The sequence below is a fragment of the Asanoa iriomotensis genome, assembly GCF_016862515.1.
GTDB classification, from domain to species: domain Bacteria; phylum Actinomycetota; class Actinomycetes; order Mycobacteriales; family Micromonosporaceae; genus Asanoa; species Asanoa iriomotensis.
The window spans coordinates 81,732-105,841 of record NZ_BONC01000025.1; the positions used below are offsets into that span (position 1 = coordinate 81,732).

At 70.9% G+C, this 24,110-nt stretch carries 22 protein-coding genes, 4 tRNA genes and 1 pseudogene; 14 read left to right on the plus strand and 13 right to left on the minus strand.

The window, feature by feature from the left end:
• Nucleotides 1-91 precede the first annotated feature (91 nt).
• From Air01nite_RS19010 to Air01nite_RS19030, 5 genes are all read right to left on the minus strand, one after another.
• Nucleotides 92-1,708, minus strand: a complete 1,617-nt coding sequence (locus tag Air01nite_RS19010; protein ID WP_203704013.1) for a glycoside hydrolase family 13 protein — start codon at nt 1,706-1,708, stop codon at nt 92-94.
• Between the two features lie 84 nt (nt 1,709-1,792).
• Nucleotides 1,793-2,758, minus strand: coding sequence for a carbohydrate ABC transporter permease (locus tag Air01nite_RS19015; protein ID WP_203703978.1), 966 nt, complete (start codon nt 2,756-2,758; stop codon nt 1,793-1,795).
• A gap of 11 nt (nt 2,759-2,769) precedes the next feature.
• Entirely contained in the window at nt 2,770-3,681 is a 912-nt protein-coding gene (locus Air01nite_RS19020; protein WP_203703979.1) for a carbohydrate ABC transporter permease, read from the minus strand.
• 69 nt (nt 3,682-3,750) lie between these two features.
• Nucleotides 3,751-5,118 carry an ABC transporter substrate-binding protein gene (locus Air01nite_RS19025; RefSeq protein WP_203703980.1) on the minus strand — a complete coding sequence of 456 codons (1,368 nt, stop codon included), beginning with the start codon at nt 5,116-5,118 and terminating at the stop codon, nt 3,751-3,753.
• A 209-nt stretch (nt 5,119-5,327) separates the two neighbouring features.
• Nucleotides 5,328-6,335, minus strand: a complete 1,008-nt coding sequence (locus Air01nite_RS19030; RefSeq protein WP_203703981.1) for a LacI family DNA-binding transcriptional regulator — start codon at nt 6,333-6,335, stop codon at nt 5,328-5,330.
• A gap of 136 nt (nt 6,336-6,471) precedes the next feature.
• On the opposite strand from Air01nite_RS19030, the gene Air01nite_RS19035 reads away from it, so the two are divergent.
• A complete protein-coding gene (locus tag Air01nite_RS19035) occupies nt 6,472-7,029 on the plus strand; it encodes a Uma2 family endonuclease (protein ID WP_239090809.1) in 558 nt (185 codons plus the stop codon).
• Here the strand turns inward: Air01nite_RS19035 and Air01nite_RS19040 are convergent.
• A complete protein-coding gene (locus Air01nite_RS19040) occupies nt 7,026-8,387 on the minus strand; it encodes a dihydrolipoyl dehydrogenase family protein (protein ID WP_203703983.1) in 1,362 nt (453 codons plus the stop codon). The two genes, Air01nite_RS19035 and Air01nite_RS19040, sit on opposite strands and share 4 nt — an antisense overlap.
• Before the next feature lie 21 nt (nt 8,388-8,408).
• On the opposite strand from Air01nite_RS19040, the gene Air01nite_RS19045 reads away from it, so the two are divergent.
• Nucleotides 8,409-9,497, plus strand: coding sequence for a serine hydrolase domain-containing protein (locus Air01nite_RS19045; RefSeq protein WP_203703984.1), 1,089 nt, complete (start codon nt 8,409-8,411; stop codon nt 9,495-9,497).
• Here Air01nite_RS19045 and Air01nite_RS19050 read toward each other — a convergent pair.
• Nucleotides 9,488-10,672 carry a cryptochrome/photolyase family protein gene (locus Air01nite_RS19050; RefSeq protein WP_203703985.1) on the minus strand — a complete coding sequence of 395 codons (1,185 nt, stop codon included), beginning with the start codon at nt 10,670-10,672 and terminating at the stop codon, nt 9,488-9,490. The genes Air01nite_RS19045 and Air01nite_RS19050 overlap by 10 nt on opposite strands.
• A complete protein-coding gene (locus Air01nite_RS19055; RefSeq protein ID WP_203703987.1) occupies nt 10,672-11,613 on the minus strand; it encodes a phytoene/squalene synthase family protein in 942 nt (313 codons plus the stop codon). Before Air01nite_RS19055 ends, Air01nite_RS19050 begins: the two co-directional genes overlap by 1 nt.
• 68 nt (nt 11,614-11,681) lie before the next feature.
• Between Air01nite_RS19055 and Air01nite_RS19060 the strand changes: the two genes are divergently transcribed.
• The 8 genes from Air01nite_RS19060 to Air01nite_RS19095 all read left to right on the plus strand — a co-directional run bounded on the left by Air01nite_RS19060 (nt 11,682) and on the right by Air01nite_RS19095 (nt 17,177).
• The gene (locus Air01nite_RS19060; RefSeq protein ID WP_203703988.1) at nt 11,682-12,791 is read left to right on the plus strand and encodes a polyprenyl synthetase family protein; all 1,110 of its coding nucleotides are present in this window, start codon (nt 11,682-11,684) and stop codon (nt 12,789-12,791) included.
• 22 nt (nt 12,792-12,813) lie between these two features.
• Nucleotides 12,814-14,292 (plus strand): phytoene desaturase family protein, encoded by a 1,479-nt coding sequence (gene crtI, locus Air01nite_RS19065; RefSeq protein WP_203704014.1) that lies wholly within the window; start codon nt 12,814-12,816, stop codon nt 14,290-14,292.
• Complete coding sequence (idi, locus tag Air01nite_RS19070) at nt 14,289-14,903, plus strand: isopentenyl-diphosphate Delta-isomerase (RefSeq protein WP_203703989.1); 615 nt, start codon at nt 14,289-14,291, stop codon at nt 14,901-14,903. Before crtI ends, idi begins: the two co-directional genes overlap by 4 nt.
• Entirely contained in the window at nt 14,893-15,798 is a 906-nt protein-coding gene (locus Air01nite_RS19075; protein ID WP_203703990.1) for a MerR family transcriptional regulator, read from the plus strand. The genes idi and Air01nite_RS19075 overlap by 11 nt, the downstream gene beginning before the upstream one ends.
• A 130-nt stretch (nt 15,799-15,928) precedes the next feature.
• Nucleotides 15,929-16,750 (plus strand): polysaccharide deacetylase family protein, encoded by an 822-nt coding sequence (locus Air01nite_RS19080; RefSeq protein WP_203703991.1) that lies wholly within the window; start codon nt 15,929-15,931, stop codon nt 16,748-16,750.
• Between the two features lie 154 nt (nt 16,751-16,904).
• Nucleotides 16,905-16,977, plus strand: a tRNA-Glu gene (locus Air01nite_RS19085).
• A gap of 38 nt (nt 16,978-17,015) precedes the next feature.
• Nucleotides 17,016-17,089 (plus strand) — tRNA-Asp (locus tag Air01nite_RS19090).
• Nucleotides 17,090-17,103: 14 nt separating this feature from the next.
• A tRNA-Phe gene (locus tag Air01nite_RS19095) sits at nt 17,104-17,177 on the plus strand.
• Nucleotides 17,178-17,268: 91 nt separating this feature from the next.
• Here the strand turns inward: Air01nite_RS19095 and Air01nite_RS19100 are convergent.
• Nucleotides 17,269-18,087 carry a hypothetical protein gene (locus Air01nite_RS19100; RefSeq protein WP_203703992.1) on the minus strand — a complete coding sequence of 273 codons (819 nt, stop codon included), beginning with the start codon at nt 18,085-18,087 and terminating at the stop codon, nt 17,269-17,271.
• A 90-nt stretch (nt 18,088-18,177) separates the two neighbouring features.
• Entirely contained in the window at nt 18,178-19,449 is a 1,272-nt protein-coding gene (gene eno, locus Air01nite_RS19105) for a phosphopyruvate hydratase (RefSeq protein ID WP_203703993.1), read from the minus strand.
• Nucleotides 19,450-19,553: 104 nt separating this feature from the next.
• On the opposite strand from eno, the gene Air01nite_RS19110 reads away from it, so the two are divergent.
• Nucleotides 19,554-19,649 (plus strand) — tRNA-Sec (locus Air01nite_RS19110).
• Nucleotides 19,650-19,673: 24 nt separating this feature from the next.
• Nucleotides 19,674-20,972 (plus strand): L-seryl-tRNA(Sec) selenium transferase, encoded by a 1,299-nt coding sequence (gene selA, locus Air01nite_RS19115; protein WP_203703994.1) that lies wholly within the window; start codon nt 19,674-19,676, stop codon nt 20,970-20,972.
• Nucleotides 20,973-21,050: 78 nt separating this feature from the next.
• Here selA and Air01nite_RS19120 read toward each other — a convergent pair whose 3' ends face one another.
• From Air01nite_RS19120 to Air01nite_RS19130, 3 genes are all read right to left on the minus strand, one after another.
• The gene (locus Air01nite_RS19120; RefSeq protein ID WP_203703995.1) at nt 21,051-21,299 is read right to left on the minus strand and encodes a hypothetical protein; all 249 of its coding nucleotides are present in this window, start codon (nt 21,297-21,299) and stop codon (nt 21,051-21,053) included.
• 77 nt (nt 21,300-21,376) lie between these two features.
• Nucleotides 21,377-21,838, minus strand: a complete 462-nt coding sequence (locus Air01nite_RS19125) for a hypothetical protein (RefSeq protein ID WP_203703996.1) — start codon at nt 21,836-21,838, stop codon at nt 21,377-21,379.
• A 159-nt stretch (nt 21,839-21,997) separates the two neighbouring features.
• Nucleotides 21,998-23,338, minus strand: coding sequence for an ABC transporter substrate-binding protein (locus tag Air01nite_RS19130; protein ID WP_203703998.1), 1,341 nt, complete (start codon nt 23,336-23,338; stop codon nt 21,998-22,000).
• Between the two features lie 157 nt (nt 23,339-23,495).
• On the opposite strand from Air01nite_RS19130, the gene Air01nite_RS19135 reads away from it, so the two are divergent.
• A complete protein-coding gene (locus Air01nite_RS19135) occupies nt 23,496-23,849 on the plus strand; it encodes a PaaI family thioesterase (RefSeq protein ID WP_203704015.1) in 354 nt (117 codons plus the stop codon).
• A 45-nt stretch (nt 23,850-23,894) separates the two neighbouring features.
• Nucleotides 23,895-24,110: pseudogene (locus Air01nite_RS19140) on the plus strand (hypothetical protein); the annotation flags it as partial.

The window sequence follows — 24,110 nt, forward strand, 5'->3', positions numbered from 1 at the left end:
TCCGAGAGGTGGGACGATCCCCCCGTGCGTGGTGCCCTTTGGTGCGCGTACCCCCGTGGTCTTCAGTTGTTTCCGTGGAGCCGTCAGTCTGTTAGGCCGTGCGGAGCCAGGCGGTGGTGTCCGGCGGGAGCCGGTCGCCGTCGAGCGGGCCGCTGGCCAGCCAGATCTCCTCGTGTGCGGGGAGGTCGACGCTGGCCGCGGAGAGGTTGGCGACGCAGGTGAAGCGCGGGTCGCGGGTGAAGGAGAGCACCCCGGCGGGCGCCGGGAGCCAGGTCATGGCGCCGTCGCCGAGGGCCGCCGCCTCCCGCCGGACCCGCAGCGCGCAGCGGTAGAGCTCGAGCATCGAGTGCGGGTCGCCGGTCTGCGCCTGGACGGTGCGGTCCTTCCAGTCGGCCGGTTGCGGCAACCAGGGTGCGGCCGAGCCGGCGGCCGAGAAGCCGAACGGCGACTCGACGCCGGACCACGGCAGCGGCACCCGGCAGCCGTCGCGACCGGGGTCGACGAAGCCCGACCTCGGGTACATCGGGTCGGTGCGCATCGCCGGCGGGATGTCCTCGACCTCCCAGAGCCCGAGCTCCTCGCCCTGGTAGATGTAGGCGCCGCCGGGCAGCGCCAGGCAGAGCAGCGCCGCCGCCCGGGCCCGCTGGTAACCGAGCTGCAGGTCGGTCGGCGTCCCCTCGCGCTTGGTGGCGAAGCTGAACGTCGTGTCGGCCCGGCCGTAGCGGGTCACCGGCCGGGTGACGTCGTGGTTGGAGAGCACCCAGGTGGCCGGCGCGCCGACCAGCGCGTGCGCCTCCATCGTGCGGTCGATGCAGGCGCGCAGCAGCTCCGGGTCCCAGGCGCAGCCGAGGAAGTCGAAGTTGAACGCGGCGTGCAGCTCGTCGGGGCGCAGGTAATTGGTGAACCGGTGCGCGTCGGGCAGCCAGACCTCGCCGATCAGCGCGCGCTCGCCCGGGTACTCGTCGGCGATCCGCCGCCAGCTCCGGTAGATCTCGTGCACCCCGTCCAGGTCGTGGAACGGGTGCAGTTCGGCCGCTTCGACCTCGGGCAGCGCGGGGTCCTTGAGCAGCAGGGCGGCGGAGTCGATCCGGATGCCGTCGACGCCCCGGTCGAGCCAGAACCGCAGGATGCTCTCGAACTCGGCCCGGACCTTCGGGTGGTCCCAGTTGAAGTCCGGCTGCTCCGGGGTGAACAGGTGCAGGTACCAGTCGCCAGGTGTGCCGTCCGGGTTGGTGGTGCGGGTCCAGGTCGTGCCCTTGAACTCGCCACGCCAGTCGGTGGGCATCTCGTCGCCGTTGCGCCCACGACCGGGCCGGAACCAGAACAGCTCCCGCTCGGGCGCGCCCGGCCCGCCAGCAAGCGCGGCCTGGAACCACGGGTGCTGGTCGGAGCAGTGGTTGGGCACCACGTCGATGATCACCTTGATGCCACGCTCGTGGGCCTCCGCGATCATCGCCTCGGCTTCCGCCAGGGTGCCGAAGAGCGGGTCGATGTCCCGGAAGTCGGAGACGTCGTAGCCCGCGTCCGCCATGGGCGACGGAAACCAGGGGCTCAACCAGACCGCGTCGACACCGAGCGAGGACAGGTAGTCGAGGTGTGCCCGGATGCCGGCGATGTCGCCGATGCCGTCGCCACTGCCGTCGGCGAAGCTGCGGGGATAGATCTGGTAGATCACCGCCCCGCGCCACCACGGCTGGCTCTCTGCGATGGACACTGGATACCTGCTTTCTGTTTCAGGTGGTTCGGGTGCGTTTCGCTCGGTCCGGCATCCTCGCCGGCGCTGATCCGCTGGTCAGCCCTTCATACTGCCTGCCGCCAATCCGCCGATGATGCTCCGCTGGAAGATGAGGAAGACCACGATCATCGGGACGCTCGCGATCGCCAGCCCCGCCATCAGCTGGGTCGGCGGCACCTGGCTGGTGGAGGCGAGCCGGCTGAGCGCGACGCTCAGAGTCTGCGTCTCCGGGTCCTGGAGCACCAGCAGCGGCCAGATGAAGTCCTTCCAGATGGCCACGATCGAGAAGATCGACACCACGCCGAGTACGGGTCGCGACAGCGGGAGCACGATGCTCCAGAGCACCCGGAAGCGGCCGGCGCCGTCGAGCGCCGCGGAGTCGAGCAGGTCGTTGGGTATCTGGTCGAAGAACCGCTTGAGCACGTAGATGTTGAACGCGTTGGCGACCGCCGGCAGCCAGAGCGCCCAGGGGCTGTTGAGCAGGTTCCAGCCGAAGATCGGCACGTCCGTGACGGTCAGGTAGGCCGGGATCAACAGCGCGGTGGCCGGCAGCATCAGGCTGGCCAGCATCCCGCCGAGGACGACCTTGCCGAACATCGGGCGCAGCTTCGACAGGGCGTACGCGACGCCGACCTGGAAGACGAGTTGGATCAGCCAGCCGCCGAAGGCGTACAGCGCGGTGTTGCCGAAGAACTTGGCGATCCGCATGCGATCCCAGGCGAGCCGGTAGGTCTCCGGCTCGAAGGAGTGCGGGAACAGCGTCGGGTCCGGCTGGGCGTACTCCTCGGGTGTCTTCACCGCGCTGCTGAACATCCAGTAGAGCGGGAAGATGAACACGGCCAGGAAGAGCACGAACACCAGGGTCAGGACGACCCAGTAGAGGACGCGGCCCTTGCCCCGGCTGATCTCCGTTTCGGAGAAGAGGGTACGGGTGACCCCGCCGCTGGACGCGCGGCGCTTGCGGGGCGGCGCGGCGGCCGGCGGGGTGGCCGGCAACGGCCGGATCGGCGCGGTGATCGTCATCGTGGTGCCCCTCAGTCCCGGTCCCGGGTGACCCGCAGGTAGATCGCGGAGAAGATGGCCAGCACCACGAACAGCAGCACGCTCATCGCGGCGGCCATGCCGAAGTCCTGGTTGACGGTGAACGCGTACCGGTAGATCAGCACCATCACCGTCACCGTGTCGGGGTTAGAGGTGCCGGTGAGCTGGTACGGCTCGATGAAGACCTGCATGGTCGCGATGATCTGCAGCAGCAGCAGGACCAGCATGATGAACCGGAGTTGCGGCAACGTGACGTGCCGCAACCGGCGCCAGGCACTGGCGCCGTCGAGCTCGGCCGCCTCGTAGAGGTCACCGGGGATGCTCTGCAGCGCGGCGAGGTACATCAGCGTGGCGCCGCCCAGGTTGGCCCAGGTGGAGACCAGGACCAGGGAGATCATCGCGGTGGACGAGGACTGGGTCCACTGGGACTCCGGCAGGCCGACCCCGCGCAGGATCGTGTTGAACAGGCCGAAGCCGGGGTCGTAGAAGTAGCGGAAGAGCAGGACGCCGACGATCGGCGGGAGCATCACGGGCAGATAGACGGCGACCCGGAAGAAGCCCTTGAGGTGGCGCATCTCGTTGATCAGGATCGACAGCGCCAGGGGTACGAAGAAGCCGAAGATGAGCGCGAGCCCCGTGAAGACCAGGGTGTTCTTCCACGCGGTGAAGAACAGCGGGTCGTCGAAGATGGCGGTGAAGTTCTCCGCGCCGACCCAGTAGGGGTCCGTCACGAAGTTGATCTGCTGGAAGCTCAGGATCACGCCGCGCACCAGCGGGTACCACGAGAAGAGCGCGAAGCAGGCGATGCCTCCGGCCATGAAGGCGTACGCCATGAGGTTGTCCTGGATCTTCCGGCCCAGGCGGCTGCGGAACGCAGTCCGCCGGCCGGCGGTGGCGACCGCCATCTCCAGCGTCCTCTTTCAGGTCTGGGCGGGCCGCCGCCGGCGTGGTGCGCCGGCGGCGGCCGCTACGGGTTATTTGACGCTGGCGAGGATGCTGTTGACCTGGGTCTCGGCGTCAGACAGGAGCTTGGCGATGTCGGCGTTCTTGTCCGTCAGCACCTTCTGCATCGGCACGTCGAGCACCGCGTAGATCTGCTGCGCGTTCGGCGGCTCGACCTTCAGCGGGATGTTGGCGGTCGCGTCCGCGAACGGCTTGTAGTTCTCGACCGGCAGGTTCTTGAGCTTGTCGATCGCGGCCTGCTGCTTGTTCTTGGCCTCACCGGTCCACAGCGCGGGCTCGGGCAGGCCGACCGGGGTCTTCTGCTCGGCGGCCCACTGGTACTCGGCCTCGATCCGGTCCGGGTTGTTCCACCAGTAGGTCAGCCACTTGAGACCGGCGCGGATCTTCTCGGGCGTGGCCTTGGCGTTGAACATGTAGCCCTCGCCACCGGCCAGGGTGGCGGTGCCGTTCGGGATCGGGCCCAGGCCGTACTTGTTGAAGTCGCCCTTGAACTGGTTGACGATCGTCTCGATGTTGTCCGGTGCGGCGACGTACATGCCGAGCTTGCCGGAGCCCATCATCTGCAGCAGGTCGGCCCACTCCAGAAGCTGGCGCTGGCCCATGCTGTTGTCGGTCCAGCGCATGTCCTTGAGCTGCTGCAGGACCTGCTTGCCCTGGTCGTTGTTGAACGCGGCCTTCCAGGTGCCGCCCTCGTTGACGGCGATGTCGCCGCCGAGCGAGTACATCTCGGCGGTGAAGTGCCAGCCGCCGGTGTTGTTCTTGCTGTAGTCGCCGTAGCCGACGTAGTCCTTGCCCAGGCCGGCGATCGCCTTGGCGGCGGTGCGGACCTCTTCCCAGGTCTTCGGCGGGTTGTTCGGGTCGAGCTTGGCCTTCTCGAACAGCTCCCGGTTGTAGAGCAGGCCGAGGGAGTAGTTCTTGGCGGGCAGGCCGTACACCTTGCCGCTGTCGTCCGAGAAGATCTTCATGAGGTCCGGCCGGAGTTCCTTGGTCGGCGCGAACTCGTCGAGGTACTTGCTGATGTCGGCGACCTGGCGCTTCGCGATCAGGCTGGCCGGGTCGGTGAAGTAGACGTAGAAGACGTCCTCGAGCTGGCCACCCGCGAGCTTCGACTGGAAGGTCTGCGGGTCCATCTTGCCTTCTTTGGCATCGACGTCGATGTTCGGGTTGAGCTTCTCGAACTCGGCGACGTTGTCGAGGAAGTGCTTCCGGTTGACCGCCTCGGTGTCCGGCGGCAGGCCGTTGATGACGAGCGTGACCTTGGCATTGGGGTCAGAAGCCGGCGCTTCGCCGCCGTCGTCCGAGCCGCACGCGGCCGCCGACAGTGCGACCCCGGCGACCAGCAGCAGCCCGACGGCGCTACGCAGCCTGGATCTGTTCATGAGGTGAACGCCCTTCCTGGGTGGAGCGGGGATTCTTCGGTGTGATGTGGCTCTCGCACGTGCATGTTTCGTGGCGATGACGATACAAAGCCGAACTAGCTCTCGCAAGAAGCTGACTGGTCTCAGAAAAAACACGACTTGTTCTGGGAGCGCTCCCAATCCGAGCACGAAAATGGGCCGGACCGTGCGGTCCGCCCCATCGACGCAGGTCAGCGTGAGCCGGCCGGGCCCGTCGACCCGCGCACCACCAACTCCGGCTCGAAAAGCAGCTCGTCGGTGTTGACGCCGACCCCCTCGATCTGGTTGACGAGGATGTCGACGGCCGCCTGGCCCATCATCTCGATCGGCTGGCGGATCGTGGTCAGCGGCGGGTCGGTGCAGGTCATCAGGCCGGAGTCGTCGAAGCCGATGACCGAGATGTCGTCGGGCACCTGCTTGCCGAGCCGGCGGACGGCGCGGATCGTGCCGAGCGCGATCACGTCGCTGGCGCAGATGAGGCCGGTGGCGCCCTTGTCGATCAGCTTGGTCGCGGCGACCCGGGCGCTCTCCATCGAGAAGCTCGTGCGGCCGACCCAGCGCTCGACGTCGTCGTCCTTCCAGCCGGCCGCGTCGGCCATCGCCGCCAGCTTGCGCCGGGACGGCATGTGGTCCTCGGAGCCGAGCACGAGCCCGATGTTCTCGTGGCCGAGCGACCGCAGGTGGCCGAAGGCCTGCTCGACCGCGACGGCGTCGTCGGTGGAGACGCGCGGGAAGGGCAGCTCGTCGACGCCGGCGTTGACCAGGACGACCGGCAGGCCACGGTCGGTGAGCTGGCGGTAGTGCTCGTGCTTGGCGTCGGCCAGGGCGTAGGAGCCGCCCGCGAAGATCACGCCGGAGACCTGGTGGTCGAGCAGCATGTCGACGTAGTCGGGCTCGGAGATGCCACCGATGGTGCGGGCGCAGAGGGCGGGGGTGAGGCCGCGCTGGGCGAGGGAGCCGGTCACCACCTCGGCGAGGGCGGGGAAGATCGGGTTCTGCAGCTCGGGCAGCACGAGGCCGACGAGCCGGGCGCGCTCGCCGCGGAGCTTTGTCGGGCGTTCGTAGCCGAGCACGTCGAGCGCGGTCAGCACCGCGGTGCGCGTGGACTCGGAGACGCCGTCACGGCCGTTGAGCACGCGGCTCACGGTCGCCTCGCTGACGCCGGCCTTGCGCGCGACCTCGGTCAGTCGTCTGGTCACGCCGCAAGGGTACGTCATCTTTTTGCAAGAACATGACAGCCGTTTGCCCGACCCCGACAACACCCGGTTATCCACAGGTTGTAATGGATCAAACGCAGATGCAACGCTGATTCGGTAGACAAGGGGCGTGACAACCATGACCAATCCGCAGCAGATGCGTGCCGATGACAATGGCCCGTGGACGGTAGACGACCTTCCCGGGCTGCCCGAGGCCTCGCGCTACGAGATCTTCGATGGGAGCCTCCTGGTGACGCCCGCCCCCGCCACCCCACACGTCAACACGGTCTACCAGTTACGACGTCTGCTCGATCGTCAGGCGCCTGCACCGTTTGCCGTGGTGACGGAAGGATGGGGCGTCTATGCCAACGAGCGCAACTACTACGTGCCGGACCTGCTGGTAGCCGACGCGTCAATGCTTGGCGGTGGCGACAACGGCATCAGCCCGAAAGATGTGTTGCTCGCAGTTGAAGTCGTATCGCCGTCCAATCCCGGCAATGACCTCTTGCTCAAGCGCATCGTCTACGCCGAGCTCGGTATCCCTGAGTACTGGATCGCCGACGGCCGCCAACCGGTGTTGACCGTATTGCGGCTCGGAAATGGCGCCTACCAAGAGGTCGCGGCCTGCCGGCCAGGTCACGTCTGGTCGGGGGCGTGGCCGTTCCCGCTAAGCGTCGACCCGGCAGAGATCTTCTAGGCGAGGTTGCGGAGGGCGTCTTCGATGGCGCGGTGGAAGGTGGGGTAGGCGTAGATCATGCTGCGTAGTTGAGGCAGTGGGACGCGGGCGTGGACCGCGAGGGTGAGCATGCTGAGGACCTCGCCGCCCATCGGGCCTGCCGAGGTCGCGCCGATCAGGACGTCGCCGTCGGCGATCAGTTTGATCAGACCCGCGTTGCCCTCCTTGTGGATCCAGCCGCGCGAAGAGGTTGTCAGGTCCGTCAGTCCTACTCGGACGTTCAAGCCGCGATCCCGGGCCTCCGCTTCGGTCAGGCCGACCGTGCCTACCTCCGGGTCCGTGAAGGTCACGCGCGGGACCGCGCGGTAGTCCGCGGGCGGGCCTTCCTGGCCGAGGATGTCGCGGATCGCGATGCCGGCCTCGTACATCGACATGTGGGTGAAGGCACCGTGACCCGTCACGTCGCCGACCGCCCAGATGCCGTCCGCCGCCCGCATCCGGTCGTCGGTCTCGATCGCGCGGGCCGACGGGTCGAGGCCCACCGTTTCCAGGCCGAGGTCGGCCACCCGGCCGCGGCGGCCTGTGGCCACCAGCAGCCGGTCGCCGGTCACGCTCTCGCTGCCGACCTCGACCGCGAAGCCGTCCGGCTCGCTGTAGAGCACCCGGGTCGCGTGCATGCCGGTCCGCACGACTACACCGTCGGCTTCGAGGGCGGTGCGCACCAGGTCCGCCGCCTCCGGCTCGTCGAACGGCAGCAGCCGGTCCGCGGCCTCGACCACCGTCACCCGCACGCCGAAGCGGGCGAAGACCTGCGCCAACTCCACCCCGATCGCGCCACCGCCGAGCACGACCAGCGACGTCGGCAGGTGCTCGACCTCGATGGCCTCGCGGTTGGTCCAGTACGGCGTGCCCGCCAGGCCCTCGATCGGCGGCGCCACCGGGGCCGCGCCCGTGGCGATCACGATCCCGCGGGTCGCCTCGAACTCCTGGTCGCCGACCGTCACCGTGCGTGGCCCGGTCAACGTGCCATAGCCCCGGACGAACCGGCCGCCCTTGCCGACGAAACGGTCGACAGCGACCGTGTCGTCCCAGTCGTCGGTGGCCTCCTCGCGGATCCGCTTGGCGACCGGCGACCAGTCGGGATGCGCCGTCGCCGAGCCGGCCAGCTTGGCCACCCGCCGCGTCTCGGCCAGCGCGTTGGCCGCCCGGATCATCATCTTGCTCGGCACGCACCCCCAGTAGGGGCACTCGCCGCCGACCAGGTTGCTCTCGATGCCGACGACCGCGAGCCCGGCCTCCGCGAGCTTGCCGGCGACCTCCTCGCCACCGACGCCCAACCCCACCACGACGACGTCCACGCGCTCAGCCACGTAGCCCATTAAAGCTCTAGAGTGGCGGCCATGTCGCAGGTGACCGGCCACGCCGACGCGGATTTCACATCCGTCCGCGAGGTCTTCGAGCGTCTCTTCGCCGACGGCCGCGAGACGGGCGCGGGGATTGCCGTCGTGCACCAGGGCCGGCTCGTGGTCGATCTGGTCGGCGGCTCGCGGGCCGACGGGCAGCCCTGGACCCCGCGGACGGTGGTCGCGGTCTACTCCACGGGCAAGCCGTTCGCCGCCGCCTGCCTGATGATCCTCGTCGACCGCGGCCTGGTCGGGCTCGACGACCCGGTGCACCGGCACTGGCCGGAGTTCGCCGACGACGGCACCACGGTCCGCCACGTGCTGGCGCACACCGCCGGCCGCCCGGCCTTTCCGACACCGCGCCCCTCCGCCGCCTGGGCCGACTGGCCGACCCTCGTCGCCGACCTGGCGGGCGCGACTCCGATGTGGACGCCCGGCACCACCGCGGCCGAGCACGCGCTGACCTACGGCCACCTGATCGGCGAGTTGGTGCGGCGCGTCGACGGACGGCCGATCGGCCGGTTCCTCGCCGAGGAGGTCGCCGGGCCGTGGCGGCTCGACCTGGCGTTCGGCTCCGGTGGCCGGCAGGACGTCGCCGACCTCGTGTTCGGTGACCCCGAGTGGCCGACGACCTCGGTCGGCGAGCCGGGCAGCCTGCGCCACCGCGCCCTGGCCAACCCGGACGGCTGCCGCGACCTCGCGGTGCTCAACGGTCCACTATGGCGTGACAACGACGTGCCGGCGGTCAACATGCATACCACCGCCTCCGCGGTCGCCCGGTTCTACGCGGGCATGCTGGCCGGCGGCGTGCTCGACGGCCACCAGATGCTCAGCGCGGAAACGGCCGCCGAGATGACGAGGGTCCAGCACGACGGCACCGACCAGTTGCTCGACCGACCGGTGAAATGGGCGCTGGGTTTCCAGATCGACGACGACGGCAGCTTCGGCCACGGCGGCATCGGCGGGAGCTGCGGCTACGCGCTGCCCAGCGCCGGCCTGGCGGTCGGCTTCGTCACGCGGCGCCTGGCCGACTTCGACCGCCTCGACGAGCTCGACGCGGCGGTCATGGGCGTGGTTCAGGCGTAGCGCTCCACATAGGAGCTGTCCGGGTCGTAGCGCTCCCGCTGCCGTTCCGGGTTGAACCGCCGATAGGGCCGGGTGTCGTTGCCCGTGCCGGCCACCCACTGCCAGTTGCCCGAGTTGTTGGGCACGTCGCCGTCGAGCAGCCAGCGGTAGAACCAGGCGAGCCCGCGCCGCCAGTCGACGCCGAGGTCCTTGGTCAGGTAGGACGCGGTGACCAGCCGGGCCCGGTTGTGCATCCAGCCTTCCCGGCGGAGCTGGTGCATGCCGGCGTCCACAATGGGCACGCCGGTCGAGCCCGACGTCCAGCGCTCGAACGCGGCGGGATCGTCCGTCCAGCTCTCGGTCGCACCCCGCCGGTAAGCCCGCGAGGAGATCTGCGGAAACGCGTACGCCACCTGGTAGTAGAAGTCCCGCCAGCAGAGCTGTCGGACGAACGGGTCCGCCGCCGGCCGCCCGAGCGCCGCGTGCGCCACCTCCAGCGGTGACAGGCAACCGAACCGCAGATAGGGGCTCAGCCGCGACGTCCGGTCACCGGCCAGGTCGTTGTGCCCGTCCTCGTAGGTCTCGACGTTGCCGAGCCACCCGCGCAACCGCTCGCGAGCCGCGCTCTCCCCGCCGGGCACCGTGTCCGGCGACTCACCGTCGGGTTGGGCCGGCAGCCGCCCGACCTGCACACCGGACGGCAACGGCACCTTCTTCGGCAAACCCACAGGATCACGCCACTTCGCCGCGATCCAGGAACGGTGATAGGGCGAAAACACCCGGTAGTGGTCGCCACCACCGGGGCGCAGCGCACCGGGCTCCACAATGGTCAATCCAGGAAACAGCCGCACGTCCAGTCCCGACGCGCCGAGCCGACGCTCCCGCCGCCGCGCGTAATGCGAGACGTCCGCCGCCACGGCCACGCCCTCGGCGCCGACCTCGCGGGCCAACTCGACCGTCGAAGCCACCGGGTCACCCGTGCGCACGACCAGGTCGCTGTCCCGCGCACGCAGCAGCCCGCGCAGGTCGGCCACGCTCTGGTGGAGGAACCGGTCACGGTTGGACGACCGCCCGGCCAACGCCGGGTCGAACACGAACAGCGGCACCACCCGCTCGGCCGCGCCGCACGCGGCGGAAAGCGCCGGGTTGTCGTGCAGCCGCAGGTCCCGGGTGAAGAGCACGATCGCCGTGCGCATCAGGCCGCCCCGGCCGCTTCCCGGGACACCGTGCGCAGGTTGGCCGGCGGCACGACCAGCGGCGCGTGCGGGCCCGCCAGCAGCGCGCGAGCGGCGACGGCCGCCCGGCGATGGTTGGGCACCGTGGCCCGCCGGACGAACACGTCGTAGTCCGCCGCGACCACCTCGTCCAGGATGCCGCCGTAGAGCGTGTAGGCGGCCCGGATGCACGACCGCGACCCGGGAGCGAGCATCGCGACGCCGGGCGCGGCAGCGGCGTAGTGCAGGTGTGCGCGCTCCACCTCGTACGCGATGAGGCTCCTGATCTTCGGTGTCGCCGCGCGGCGGGTGACCGCGCCGGCGAGGTCGGCCCGGGTGACGCCGAACCGGTCGAGGTCCTCGTCGGGCAGGTAGGTGCGCCCGCGGTAGAGGTCCTCGCCGACGTCCCGGATGAAGTTCGTGAGCTGGAACGCGAGCCCGAGCTGGCGGGCGGGTTCGCGGGCGGCAGCGGGGTCGGCACTGCCCAGGATCGGCAGCATCATCGTGCCGATCACCGCCGCCGAGCCCTCCATGTAGTCGAGCAGGTCGGCGTAGCGGGGATAGCTGGTGACCGTGAGGTCCATCGCCATGCTGCGCAGGAAGCTGGTGAAGTCGGCGCGGTCAAGGTCGAAGACCGCGATCGTGTGCAGCACGGCGGGCAGCAGCGGGTCGTCGACCGGCGCACCGTGCAGGCCCGCGACGAAGCGCTCCGACCAGCCGGCGAGCGCGGTGGCCCGGTCGGCGGCCGGCAGGTCGTCGGTGCGGTCGACGATCTCGTCGGCGTACCGGGTGAATCCGTACAACGCGTGAACATGGCGTCGTTTCCACGCGGGCAGCAACCGGGTCGCGAGATAGTACGTGCGACCGTGGTGTCTGTGCAGCTCACGGCAGCGTTCGTAGGACGCGGCCAAGGATTCGTCCATCAACCCTCCCGCCGATGAATCGACTCAGCAATCGACGCAACTCGCAATTCTAGGGTACGCTCGACCGCGTGGCCAACGACACGCTCGCGGGCGACACCGACCTCCGCCCACCGCCGCAGCGCTCCGCGCCCCCCGCCGACGGATGGCTGCGGGCGGCGATCGACACCACCCTCACCGAGTTCCTCCGGCACGAATCCACCACCCTCGAGTCCACCGACACCGCCCTCCGCCCGTTCGCCGCGCTCGCCCGCGACAGCGTGCTGGCCGGCGGCAAACGACTGCGGCCGACGTTCGCACACTGGGGTTGGCGAGGCGCCGCCGGTCCGGCCCCGGCGGTCGAGCCGGTGCTGCCCGCGTTCGCCGCGCTCGAGTTGCTGCACGCGTTCGCGCTGATCCACGACGACGTGATGGACGGGTCAGCCACCCGGCGCGGCCGGCCCACGGCACACGAGGTGCTCGCCGCCCAACACGTGCGGGCGGGGCGCGTCGGCGCGGCCGACCGCTTCGGCGCCGCCGGCGCTGTGCTGGTCGGCGACCTCTGCCTGGTCTGGGCCGACCGGCTGCTGTCACAGACCGGCGTTCCAGCGACGGCGCTGTTGGCCGCCCGGCACTGCTACGACGAGATGCGCGTCGAGGCGATCGCCGGCCAGTTCCTCGACGTGCTCGGCGACACCGAGCCCGACCGCTGGACGGTCGACCGCGCGTTGCGCGTTGCCCGGCTCAAGACCGCCGGCTACACGGTCACCCGACCGCTGCTGTTCGGGGCGGCGCTGTCCGGCCAGGGTGCCCCGCTCACCGGCGCCTACCTGCGCTACGGCGCCGCGGTCGGTGAGGCTTTCCAGCTCCGCGACGACCTGCTCGGCGTGGTCGGCGACCCGGCCGAGACCGGCAAGCCGGCCGGCGACGACCTGCGCGCCGGCAAGCCCACGGCGCTGCTGCTGCTGGCCCGGCAGCTGGCCACCCCGGCACAGGCGGCGCAGTTGGCCCAGCCGGTCGCGGCCGACCTCACCGGCCTCGCCGAGATCGTCGCCGATACTGGCGCGGTGGCGGTCGTCGAAGCCATGATCGAGAATCGGATCGAGCTGGCGCTCGCCGCGCTCGACCAGGCACCACTCGATCCCACCACCCACGCCGCGCTGCGTGCTCTCGCGGTGACGGCGACGAAACGGCGATCGTGACGGCTACCTTCAGGAGATGCGCGTGCGAACCGTGACCGGACCCACCGACCGGGTGGTCGTGGTCGGCGCGGGCCTGGGCGGGCTCGCCGCCGCGCTGCACCTGGCCGGCGCGGGCCGCCAGGTGACCGTCGTCGAGCGGGAGGCCGTCCCGGGTGGCCGGGCCGGCCGGCTCAGCCTCGACGGCTACGAGTTCGACACCGGCCCCACCGTGCTCACCATGCCCGACCTGATCGCCGAGGCGCTGGCGGCGGTCGGCGAGGAGCTCGGCGACTGGCTCGAGCTGCTACCCCTCGACCCCGCCTACCGGGCGCACTATCCCGACGGTTCGACGCTCGACGTCATCACCGACACCGCCCGGATGGCCACCGAGATCTCCCGCGTCTGCGGGCCGCGGGAGGCCGACGGCTACCTGCGCTTCGTCGACTTCGCCGCGCGGCTGTGGCGGCTCGAGCGCACCGACTTCATCGCACGGAACTTCGACGCGCCGACCGACCTGCTCACCGGCAACCTGCTGCGGCTGTTCGCCACCGGCGCCTTCCGCCGCCTGCAGACCAAGGTCAACCAGTTCTTCCGCGACCCGCGTACCCGCCGGATCTTCTCCTTCCAGGCGATGTACGCCGGCCTCGCGCCGCACGACGCGCTGGCCATCTACGCCGTCATCGCGTACCTCGACTCGGTGGCCGGGGTGTTCTACCCACGCGGTGGCATCCACGCCGTGCCGCGCGCCCTGGCCGGCGCGGCCGAGAAGCACGGCGTGAAGATCCGCTACGACTGCGCGGTGACCCGGGTGGAGACCGCCGGTGACCGGGCGGTCGCGGTGCACACGGCCACGGGCGAGCGGATCCCGGCCGATGTCGTGGTGCTCAACCCGGACCTGCCGGTCGCCGCCAGCACGCTGCTCGGCGAGCCGCGCCGCGCCCTGCGCTACTCACCCTCCGCGGTGGTCCTGCACATCGGATCGAGCCAGGGGTACGAGCGGATCGCGCACCACAACATCCACTTCGGCCGGGCCTGGCGGCGCACGTTCGCCGAGATCATCGACCGGGGCGAGCTGATGTCCGACCCGTCGCTGCTGGTCACCAACCCGAGCCGCACCGAGCCGACGGTCGCGCCCGCCGGCCGGCACAGCTACTACGTGCTCGCGCCGGTGCCCAACCTCGACCGGGCACCGCTCGACTGGCGCGGGCCGCTCGGCCACCGCTACGCCGACGAGCTGGTCGCCACGCTGGAACGGCGCGGCTACCACGGCTTCGGCGCCGGCGTCGAAGTCTCCCGAGTGGTCACGCCCGCCGACTGGGCGGCCGCCGGGATGGCCGCGGGCACTCCGTTCGCGGCCGCGCACAGCCTGTTCCAGACCGGGCCGTTCCGGCCCGGCAACCTGCACCGCCACCTGTCCAACGTGGTTTTCGTCGGCTCCGGCACCCAGCCGGGCGTCGGCGTGCCGATGGTGCTCATCTCCGGCAAGCTCGCCGCTGGCCGGATCGTCGGAGGACTGACATGACCGACTCTCGTGAACGACACCTCGTCGAGCTCGTCGACGACGACGGCCTGCCGATCGGCAGCGAGACCGTCGAGGTGGCACACCAACGCCCGGGCCAGTTGCACCGCGCCTTCTCGGTGGTGCTGATGGATCCGGCCGGCCGCGTGCTGCTGCAACGACGGGCCGCGGTGAAGACCCGCTTCCCGCTGCGGTGGGCCAACACCTGCTGCGGGCACCCCGCACCCGGCGAGGAGGTGACCGTCTCCGCCAACCGGCGCCTCAAGGAGGAGCTGGGTGCGGCGCCGGTGTCACTCTCCGAGGTCGGGGTCTACGTCTACTACGCGGAGGACCCGTCGACCGGTCGGGTCGAGTGGGAGTACGACCACGTGCTGCTCGGCCAGGTGACCGGCGACGAGGACCTGGTGCCCGACCCTGACGAGGTCGCCGAGCTGGCCTGGGTGGACCCGCAGGAGCTGCCGCGGTCGATCCGCGCGGAGCCGACCCTCTACTCCCCGTGGCTCGCGGGGGTGATCAACCAGGTCGCCACGGCCCAGGGCGGGCGTTCGGTCGGCGCCGCCGCGGGCCCGGCGGAAGCCGACGGCGACACGGCGGAGCGGTCGGGTGGCCGATGAAGGGCTGAGCGCCGGGGCCGTCGCGCGCCGCCTCGGCGTCGCCGTCACCACCCTGCGCACCTGGCACCAGCGGTACGGGCTGGGGCCGAGCGGCCACGTGCCCGGGCACCACCGGCGGTACACGACCGAGGACCTCTCGCGGCTCGAGGTGATGCGCCGGCTCACCGCCGAGGGCATCGCACCGGCCGAGGCGGCCCGGTGGGCCCGCTATGCGCCGGAGGAGCCGCCCACCTCGGCCGCGGCCCGGGCCGGCGGCGGCTTCGCCATCCCGGTGGGGCGCGCCGGACCGGCCGCGCGTGGTCTCGCCCGCGCGGCGATCCGGCTCGACGTCGACGGGATGCGCGAGATCATGCAGCGCGCGGTCACCGACGAGGGCGTCGTGTCCACATGGGACCACGTGCTGCGCCCGGTGCTGGCTGGGATCGGCGAGCGGCACATGGCCACGCAGCGGCTGATCGAGGTCGAGCACCTGTTCTCGCGCACGGCGACCGAGGTGTTCGCCGCCGTGCCCCGCCCGCACGGCGGTGAACCGCCGCGGGTCCTGCTCGCCTGCTCCGACGAGGAGCAGCACAGCCTCCCGCTGGAGGCGCTGGCGGCGGCGCTCGCGGCGGACGGTGTCGGCAGCCGGCTGCTCGGCGCGCGGGTGCCGCCGCGGGCGCTGTCCGACGCGATCGAGCGCACGGGGCCGACCGTCGTGATGTTGTGGTCGCACGCGCCGACGACCGCGCACGTGGGGCAACTCGTCGCGCTGCTGGAGGCGCCGCACCGCCCGGTGCTGATCCTGGCCGGCGGCCCGGGTTGGACGGCCGCCGACCTGCCGCCCGGCGTGGTCGCTCCCAGCAGCCTGGCCGACGCGCTCCAACTCACGAAGGCGTGGGCCAAACCGACCGACTGAGGCCGGCGGCGCGTGAGTCCCCTTCGGGTAGTCGAATCCATCGCCGTCCTCCGCTACCGTGTGTGCGGTCCTCGCCGGCTCGGGCCGGCGCCCCTTGGGAGCACGCCCCGCTCCCGCCCTGGAGTCGACGATGACGAGACGCGTCGCGGTCGCCGCCGCGCTGGTCGTCCTCACGTTGTTGGTGGGTTCGCGCTGGGTGACCAACCGCTCCGCGGTGCTGGCCAACCAGCGGTCCACCGTGCCGGCCGGCCCCACGACGCCGAACACGCCGCCACCGCCGGAGGCCACACCCTCGACCGCGCCGACCGCCGCACCGACCCACGTCGCGGCACCGAAACCCAAGCCCGACCGGCCCGGCAGCGGCCCGTTCGGCAGCATGCGGCTGACCGGCCGCAAGACGGTGGCACTGACCTTCGACGACGGCCCGCACCCGGTGTGGACACCGCAGGTGCTCGACCGGCTCAAGGCGGCACACGTGAAGGCCACTTTCTGTGTGGTCGGCACGCAGGTCAAGAAATACCCGGCGCTGGTGCGGCGGATCGTCCGCGAGGGCCACACGCTCTGCAACCACACCTGGAACCACGAGCTGGACCTCGGCACGAAGCCGCCCAACGCCATCAAGGCCAACCTGGTGGCCACCAACCGCGAGATCCGCAAGGCGGTGCCGAACGCCAAGATCACCTACTTCCGGCACCCCGGCGGCAAATGGACCGCCGATGCCGTCAAGGTCGCGCAGTCGCTGCGCATGCAGCCCCTGGACTGGGACGTCGACCCTCGCGACTGGGAGATCACCGACGCGAAGCTGATCGGCTCCCGGGTGATCGGCAACGCCCGACCGGGCTCGATCATCCTGATGCACGACGGCGGCGGCGACCGGAAGGGCACCCTCAGCGCCTGCCCAAATGTGATCAAGAACCTGAAAGGCCGCTTCGGCATCGCCCCGCTGCGCTGACGCCGGTGGGGTTTAGGCCGGTTTGCGGTGCTACTGATACCGGTTTGGAGAGGGAGTCGGGGATCGCGTATGCTTTCGAAGCCTCCGGCGGGGCCGGATGGGAGCACTGCCGCAGATTCGCGCCTGGATCCTCATGTGCGATGATTGCGGGGCCGCCCTCATCGTCTAGCGGCCCAGGACGCCGCCCTTTCAAGGCGGTAGCACGGGTTCGAATCCCGTTGGGGGCACGGAAATGCGCCCCGGCTCCGGCCGGTGGCTATAGCTAGGTCCTGTGGAGCAGTTGGAGTGCTCGCCGCCCTGTCAAGGCGGAGGTCGCGGGTTCAAGTCCCGTCAGGACCGCGTAAGACGTTCACGGCCAGGTAGCTCAGTTGGTACGAGCGTCCGACTGAAAATCGGAAGGTCGGCGGTTCGACCCCGCCCCTGGCCACATAGCCTTTCGCCGGGCTACAGCAGCGCTCACCAGCCCACACGCCGGTGGGCGTTTTGCTTGGCCCCGGCGCGGACGCCGGGGCCGTTGGCTATTTCTTGGCCAGCAGGGCGCCGACGTCGGCCGCGCGGTCGCCGAGCACCTTGCGCAGCACCTCGGCCTGTTCGGCCACGCTCAGGTCCGCGTCGATCTGGCTCACCGCTCTTGCGATCGTGTTCAGCCGCTGGTGCAGCACGTTCGGCTGCCCGCCCGTGTGCGGGTCCCGGCCGGACGTGAGCGCCTCGACCCGGGTGAACAGCATCTGCATGCCGCCGTCGCCGAGGATCGCTGCTTTGATCGCCGCTACGTCTTGGGGTGTCACGTCGTCCTCCTCGTCTCCGAGCGCGACCGCGATGACGCGCTCCATCAGGGTCTTGTCCCGGCAACGGCGCCGGTCGAAAGTCAGGTGCCAGTGGTCCAGGTGCGAGTCGTCGGCGTCGAAGCTCGAGCCGTCCGCGTTGGTCGCCGACACCTCCTCGCCGTCGAGGGTGCCGATCACCTGGCGCACGCCCGCCAGGCTGCCGTCGAGCATCGCCGCGCGGAGCCGGGCGGTGTGCTTGCGCATGATCGCGCGGTTGGCGGCCGTGCCCCACTCGCCGGGGGTGAAGTCGAACGCGGCGATGTGCCGCTCCTGCTCGGCGGACAGCCCCGACTGGAACGTGTAGGTCCGGTTCGTGCACAGCGGCGACTCGCGGACGAACTCGTTGGACCGGTGCCCGCCCTTCAGGTGCTTGTGGTCGCCCTTGGTGCCCGCGGCGACCCGCGGGCGCCCGGTGAGGCGGCACAGGTCGTCGCCGAGCCCGTCGAGCTCCGGCGTGACGACCTCACGCTTGACGAACGCGTCGGCGTTGAACTGGGCTTCGCTCACCACGGCGGGCCTCCTCGGGTGTTCCGGTGCGACTGACTGCCCTATTCGCACCTACGGAGGCCCCGGCCCGGGGTTTGATACCGGGCGACCCGATCAGGTGACCGAACGCCCGGCGTACCCGGCCTGGGTGCCGAGCTCTTCCTCGATCCGGATGAGCTGGTTGTACTTCGCCGTGCGGTCCGAGCGTGACAGCGAACCCGTCTTGATCTGGCCGCAGCCGAGCGCGACGGCCAGGTCGGCGATCGTCGTGTCCTCGGTCTCGCCGGAGCGGTGCGAGACGACCACGCCGTAGCCAGCGTTCCGCGCGGTGTCCACCGTCCGCAGCGTCTCGGTGAGGGTGCCGATCTGGTTGACCTTGACCAGGATCGCGTTGGCGTAACCGCCCGCGATGCCGTCGCGCAGCCGGTCGGCGTCGGTGCAGAAGACGTCGTCGCCGACGAGCTGGAGCCGGTCGCCGGCCTGTTGGGTGATCCGCTTCCAGCCGGCGAAGTCGGTCTCGGCCATCGGGTCCTCGATCGAGGTGATCGGGTAGCGGTCGGCCAGCTCCAGCAGGTACGCGATGTGCTCGTCGATCGTGCGGACACGCCCCTCGCCCGCGTAGTCGTAGGCGCCGTCGCGGAAGAACTCGGAGCTGGCCGGGTCGAGGCAGATGGCGACGTCCGTGCCCGGCCGGTAGCCGCTGTCCTCGATGGCCCGGACGACGAACCGCAGCGCCTCGTCGGCGTCGCCGAAGTGCGGTGCGAAGCCGCCCTCGTCGCCCACGTTGACGCTGTGCCCGGCGGCGATCAGCGCACCGCGCAGCGTGTGGAACACCTCGGAGCCCATCCGGACGGCGTCGAAGAAGGTCAGCGCGCCGATCGGGGCGATCATGAACTCCTGGAAGTCCAGCGGGTTGTCGGCGTGCACGCCGCCGTTGACGATGTTCATCATCGGCACCGGCAGCAACCGGGCACCGACGCCGCCGACGTAGCGGTAGAGCGGCTGCCGGTGCGCGAGCGCCGCGGCCTTCACGGTCGCCAGGGAGACCGCCAGGATCGCGTTCGCGCCCAGTCGCCCCTTGTCCTTGGTGCCGTCGAGCTCGATCATCGTCGCGTCGACCAGCGCCTGGTCCTCCGCGTCGAGCCCGGTCACGGCCTCGGCGATGACGCCGTTGACGGCCGCGACCGCCTTGCCGACGCCCTTGCCGTGGAAGCGCGCCGGGTCGCCGTCGCGCAGTTCCGTGGCCTCGTTGGCCCCGGTCGACGCGCCCGACGGCACTGCGGCACGCCCGATCGAGCCGTCCGCGAGCGTCACGTCGACCTCGACGGTCGGATTGCCCCGGCTGTCCAGGATCTGCCGCCCGATCACCTGGCTGATGGCTGTCATCGCGCTCCCCCTGCCCTCATGCCGGGAACCTAAACCCGCACCTCCGGGTGCGAGTCAAGCCGGTTCGCGGCTCTCGGGGCCGATTCGTCGCCTATAGTCGCGCCGGAGGCGAGTGGGCGCCTGGTGGCCCTCCCGGTCTTCAAAACCGGCGTGACCCGGCATCCGGGTCAGGCGGGTTCGATTCCCGTACGCCTCCGCCACCAGGCACTGCTCGAGGGTGTGTGATGAGCGATCCACGCCGCAGTACGCCGCGGGTCGACGCGGTCCTCGCCGACCCGCGCCTGGTCGCGGCCGCCGAGCGGCTGGGCCCGGTGCTGGTCCGGGCCGCCGTGTCCCGGGCGCTCGACGACGTGCGTTCAGGGCGGCTGCCGGCCGAGGCGGCCGCTGAGGCGGCGGTCGCGGCGCTGCCGGCGTCGGCCTCCACGCTGCGTCGGGTGCTCAACGCGACCGGCGTCATCGTGCACACCAACCTCGGCCGTTCCGCTCTCTCCCCGGCCGCGGTGGCCGCGGTCACCGACGCGGCCGGTTACACGGACGTGGAATTCGACCTTGCAGCGGGGGTACGCGCGCGGCGCGGTGCCGAGGTCCTCGGTGCGCTGCGGGCCGCGGTGCCCGGTGCGGAGGCCGTGCACGTCGTCAACAACAACGCCGCGGCGCTCGCGCTGATCGTGTTCGCCCTGGCCGGCGGGCGCGAGGTGGTGATCAGCCGGGGTGAGCTGATCGAGATCGGCGACGGCTTCCGGATCCCGGATCTGCTCACCGCCGCCGGTGCGGTGCTCCGCGAGGTCGGCACGACCAACCGCACCCGGCTGGCCGACTACGCCGCGGCGATCGGGCCCGAGACCGCGCTGGTGCTGCGCCTGCACCCGTCGAACTACCGGGTCACGGGGTTCACCGCGGCGCCCACGCTGGCCGAGTTGGTGAGCCTGGAGGTGCCGGTGGTCTACGACATCGGTTCGGGGCTGTTGGCGCCCGAGCCGCTGCTGCCCGACGAGCCGGACGCGGCCTCGGCGCTGGCCGGCGGCGCGGCGCTGGTCACGGCGAGCGCGGACAAGCTGCTCGGCGGCCCGCAGGCCGGGTTGGTGTTCGGCCGCTCGGACCTCGTGACCCGGCTGGCCCGGCACCCACTGGCCCGCGCGCTGCGGGTCGACAAGCTGACGCTGGCCGCGCTGGAGGCGACCGTGCGGGGGCCGCTCCCGCCGACCACGGCGGCGCTGCGCACGCCGGTGACCGCACTGCGTGAACGGGCGCGGCGGCTGGCGGCCGCGCTGGCCGATGCCGGCGTGGACGTGGAGGTGGTGGACACCGGCTCGACGGTCGGCGGCGGTGGTGCGCCTGGGGTGGTGCTGCCGAGCGTGGCGCTGAGCTTGCCGACCGCGTACGCGGCGCTGCTGCGCCACGGTGAGCCGCCGGTCGTCGGCCGGGTCTCGGCGGGCCGCTGCCTGCTCGACCTGCGCACGGTCACACCGGACGACGACGAGGACCTACTCACCGCGGTCCGCACCGCCGCGAAGCAGACTTAGGGTCTGTCTCGATGTGATGGCCGGGCTGCGGCGGACCCAGAGCGCCCGCCTCGGCGGAGGCGGGCGCCCGAAGACAGGTCAGGCCGCCGGCGGGTGGCCGCCGTCGCCGTCGACGATCTCGTCCGGCGTGCCGTCCTCGTCGAGGTCGACCATCGTGACGTCGACCTTGCCGTCGCCGTCGGTGTCGAACTGGAACAGGTCGGGCTTGCCGTCGCCGTCGGTGTCGACCACCCACACGTCGGTCTTGCCGTCGTTGTTGGCGTCCGCCGTCATCAGCTCGACGTGTTCGTCGCCGCGGGTCTCGACGACCTCTTCGGACTCGCTCATCGGATCTCCTCGCGTGCGCGTGCGGGTTGTGTTCGCGCACAACCTACGGCCACCCGGCTCCCGCCGCGACTCGACGCTCAGTTCGCCACGTAGAGACTTGTCCGCATGTGGTCCGGGAGACCGTCGTAGTTCGTGTCGCGGATCCAGGTGTCGGTGCGACCGTCGAAGTCCGTGTCGATCGCCAGCGCGTCCACCCGGCCGTCGTTGTTGTGGTCGCTCGCGACCGCGTCGGTGCGGCCGTCGCCGTTGGCGTCGTGCAGCACCTGGTCGGCCAGGCCGTCCTCGTCGTAGTCGCGCATCGTCGTGTCGAGCCGGCCGTCGCCGTCGGTGTCGCTGTAGGCCGTCTCGACCACGCCGTCGTGGTCGCCGTCGACCGCGACCAGGTCGGCGTAACCGTCGCCGTCGACGTCGGTCAGGTAGCGGCGGCCGCCGTCGACCTCATGCTCCACGATGGAGTGCGGCACGCCCGCGTCGCTGCTGCCGAAACCGTCCACCGCGTCCTGGTCACTCGCCAGGTAGGAAGAGTCCCACTCGCTCATGACCAGAACCTATGGGTGGCGCACCGACCGCGGCTCCCGGAAACGTGCCAGGCGTGGCCAGGTCCTATTCGACGGATCAGTGCGAGCCGAGACGGAGTCCAGGCGTCGGCTGGCGGCGGCTGGGCCCGTCGCAGGCCGCACTGAGCCGTCGAATAGGACCTAGTGGCGGATCTGCACGCCGGCTTTCGCCATCGCCTTGATGACCTGCGCCGACTCGCCGAAGCCGATGACCAGCACACCGTCCGGGCCATGGGCCTTGATCTGGTTGGCGCCGGCCGTGAAGTCGATGTCCGGTGCGGCGGGCGTCGGGGGCTCGTACACCAGCGTCTCGATCATGTCGGCCGGGAAGCCGGCCCGCTCCAGCTCGGACTTGACGTTGTCCTGCAGGCCCGTGCCGTACGAGTCGTTGCGGGCCACGATCGCGATCTTGTGTGGGCCGTCCCGGAGGATCACGTCCGCGAGCGCGCGCCCCTGCAGGATGTCCGAGGGCGCGGTGCGGAAGTAGAGGCCGCTGTCGTCGATCGTGCTCAGCCCGGCGTCGGTGTTGCACGGCGAGAAGAGCACCAGGCCCGCCTTGACCACGTCGGGCAGCACCGCGCGGGAGATGCTCGACGCGCCGGCGCCGATGATCACGCTGACCTTGGCCGCGATGTGCTTGGCCACGGTCTCCTTCGCGACGTCGGGGTTGGTGCCGTCGTCGCCGGGCAGCCAGACGACGTCCTGCTCGAAGACGCCGCCGGCGGCGTTGATCTCCTTGAGCGCGAGCGCCGCGGCGGCTTCCATCGGCGGGTACGCGAGGGCCAGGTCACCGGTCTCCGGCAGCAGGCCACCGATCTTCAGCGGCTTGGGCTTGTCGCCGCCGGTGCCGGCGCGCGGCGGCTTCTTCGTCGTGGTGGTCGACTCGTCGCCGGCGCCCACGTACTCCGTCTTGCTGTCGTCGAGCCGGTCCGCCGTGCCGAAGTGGAGGGTCCCGTAGCTGGCGGTCGAGGGTTCGCCGGCGTCCGTGAACCCGCCGCGGGTCAGCGAGACGCCGCGGTAGCTCAGGTCCTCGCCGGCGCGGGCGAGCGTCAGGCACGCCGCGACGGTGTCGCACTCCTCGCCGCCTGTGGTGACCGAGTTGATCTGTTTGGCGATCGCGTCGGGCTCGCCGGAGCGGGCCTGCTCGGCGGCGATCGCGCTGATCACCATCGCGTCGTAGGTCTCGGCGGCGTACAGGTAGTCGGAGAGATCGGCGCGGACCGACTTGAGCCGCGCCTTGAAGTCCGCGGACAGCGGGGTGAGCGGAGTGGTCCCCTTCATCCCGGCGAGCATGCCCGCCTGGTCCTTGAACTCGTCGCCGAACGAGTTGATCATGTTGCCGTCCGTGCCGTACAACCTGGCCGGGGTGGCGGAGGTGTCGGCTTGTGATGGCGGCGCGTCCTCACCGCAGGCAGCGATGGTCAGCACAAGCGCGGCAGACATGGCGATCGCCAGGTGACGCGCTCCGCGGGAGACGAGCATGGGGTGTCCGTCCTTCCTCCCCTGAAGTCCAGGGCACATTAGCGTGCCGACACCGATATGTGGGATAGCGCCCGACGAAACCCGGTCTACCGAGCGGTAACGTGACGGCGTGTCAACATCACCCCTCGACCACGGCCCTGGCGCGCTCGCCGACCGCATGGGCATCAAGCTCACCGAAATGACTCCGGACCGCGTCGTCGGCACCATGCCGGTCGACGGCAACACCCAGCCGTACGGCCTGCTGCACGGCGGTGCGTCCTGCGTGCTCGCCGAGACGCTGGGCTCGATCGCCGCCGTCCTGCACGGGCACAGCATCGGCCGCACGATCGCGCTTGGCGTCGACATCAGCGCCACACACCACAAGGCGGTACGCACAGGCACGGTCACCGGGGTCGCGACGCCGGCCCATCGCGGCGGCAGCGTGGCCACGTACGAAATCGTCATCACCGACGACGCCGGCGACCGCGTGTGCACCGCGCGACTCACCTGCCTGTTGCGGTCCCCCGTGTGAGCCGTTCGTGTGGTCCGGTTTGACGCCGGGTCGTAGAGTTCGCCCGTGGTCGAGGTTCCCCCGGATGCGGTCGACGACGCCGCGCAGGTGTTGCGGCTCGCCCTCGACGGCGACAGCGACGCCGTAGCGAGCGCGTTCGATGCCGTGGTCGACCGGTCCGGTGTGGTCGGCGCCTACGACGTCGCCTGGTGCCTGGCCGCGACGATGGTCGGCGAGGGCGTGCCGGCCGGCCGGTGGACGCTGGACTTCCCCGACATCGAC

Bases quoted from the DNA above. Each gene is read 5' to 3' on its own strand.
- Air01nite_RS19125 (WP_203703996.1), bottom strand. From the start codon at position 21,838: ATGAGCGAGTGGGACTCTTCCTACCTGGCGAGTGACCAGGACGCGGTG.
- Air01nite_RS19055 (WP_203703987.1), bottom strand. From the start codon at position 11,613: ATGGACGAATCCTTGGCCGCGTCCTACGAACGCTGCCGTGAGCTGCAC.
- selA (WP_203703994.1), top strand. From the start codon at position 19,674: ATGAGCGATCCACGCCGCAGTACGCCGCGGGTCGACGCGGTCCTCGCC.
- Air01nite_RS19020 (WP_203703979.1), bottom strand. From the start codon at position 3,681: ATGGCGGTCGCCACCGCCGGCCGGCGGACTGCGTTCCGCAGCCGCCTG.
- Air01nite_RS19015 (WP_203703978.1), bottom strand. From the start codon at position 2,758: ATGACGATCACCGCGCCGATCCGGCCGTTGCCGGCCACCCCGCCGGCC.
- Air01nite_RS19080 (WP_203703991.1), top strand. From the start codon at position 15,929: ATGACGAGACGCGTCGCGGTCGCCGCCGCGCTGGTCGTCCTCACGTTG.
- Air01nite_RS19050 (WP_203703985.1), bottom strand. From the start codon at position 10,672: ATGCGCACGGCGATCGTGCTCTTCACCCGGGACCTGCGGCTGCACGAC.
- Air01nite_RS19120 (WP_203703995.1), bottom strand. From the start codon at position 21,299: ATGAGCGAGTCCGAAGAGGTCGTCGAGACCCGCGGCGACGAACACGTC.
- Air01nite_RS19045 (WP_203703984.1), top strand. From the start codon at position 8,409: ATGTCGCAGGTGACCGGCCACGCCGACGCGGATTTCACATCCGTCCGC.
- Air01nite_RS19135 (WP_203704015.1), top strand. From the start codon at position 23,496: ATGGGCATCAAGCTCACCGAAATGACTCCGGACCGCGTCGTCGGCACC.
- Air01nite_RS19025 (WP_203703980.1), bottom strand. From the start codon at position 5,118: ATGAACAGATCCAGGCTGCGTAGCGCCGTCGGGCTGCTGCTGGTCGCC.
- Air01nite_RS19130 (WP_203703998.1), bottom strand. From the start codon at position 23,338: ATGCTCGTCTCCCGCGGAGCGCGTCACCTGGCGATCGCCATGTCTGCC.
- idi (WP_203703989.1), top strand. From the start codon at position 14,289: ATGACCGACTCTCGTGAACGACACCTCGTCGAGCTCGTCGACGACGAC.
- eno (WP_203703993.1), bottom strand. From the start codon at position 19,449: ATGACAGCCATCAGCCAGGTGATCGGGCGGCAGATCCTGGACAGCCGG.
- Air01nite_RS19035 (WP_239090809.1), top strand. From the start codon at position 6,472: ATGACCAATCCGCAGCAGATGCGTGCCGATGACAATGGCCCGTGGACG.
- Air01nite_RS19040 (WP_203703983.1), bottom strand. From the start codon at position 8,387: ATGGGCTACGTGGCTGAGCGCGTGGACGTCGTCGTGGTGGGGTTGGGC.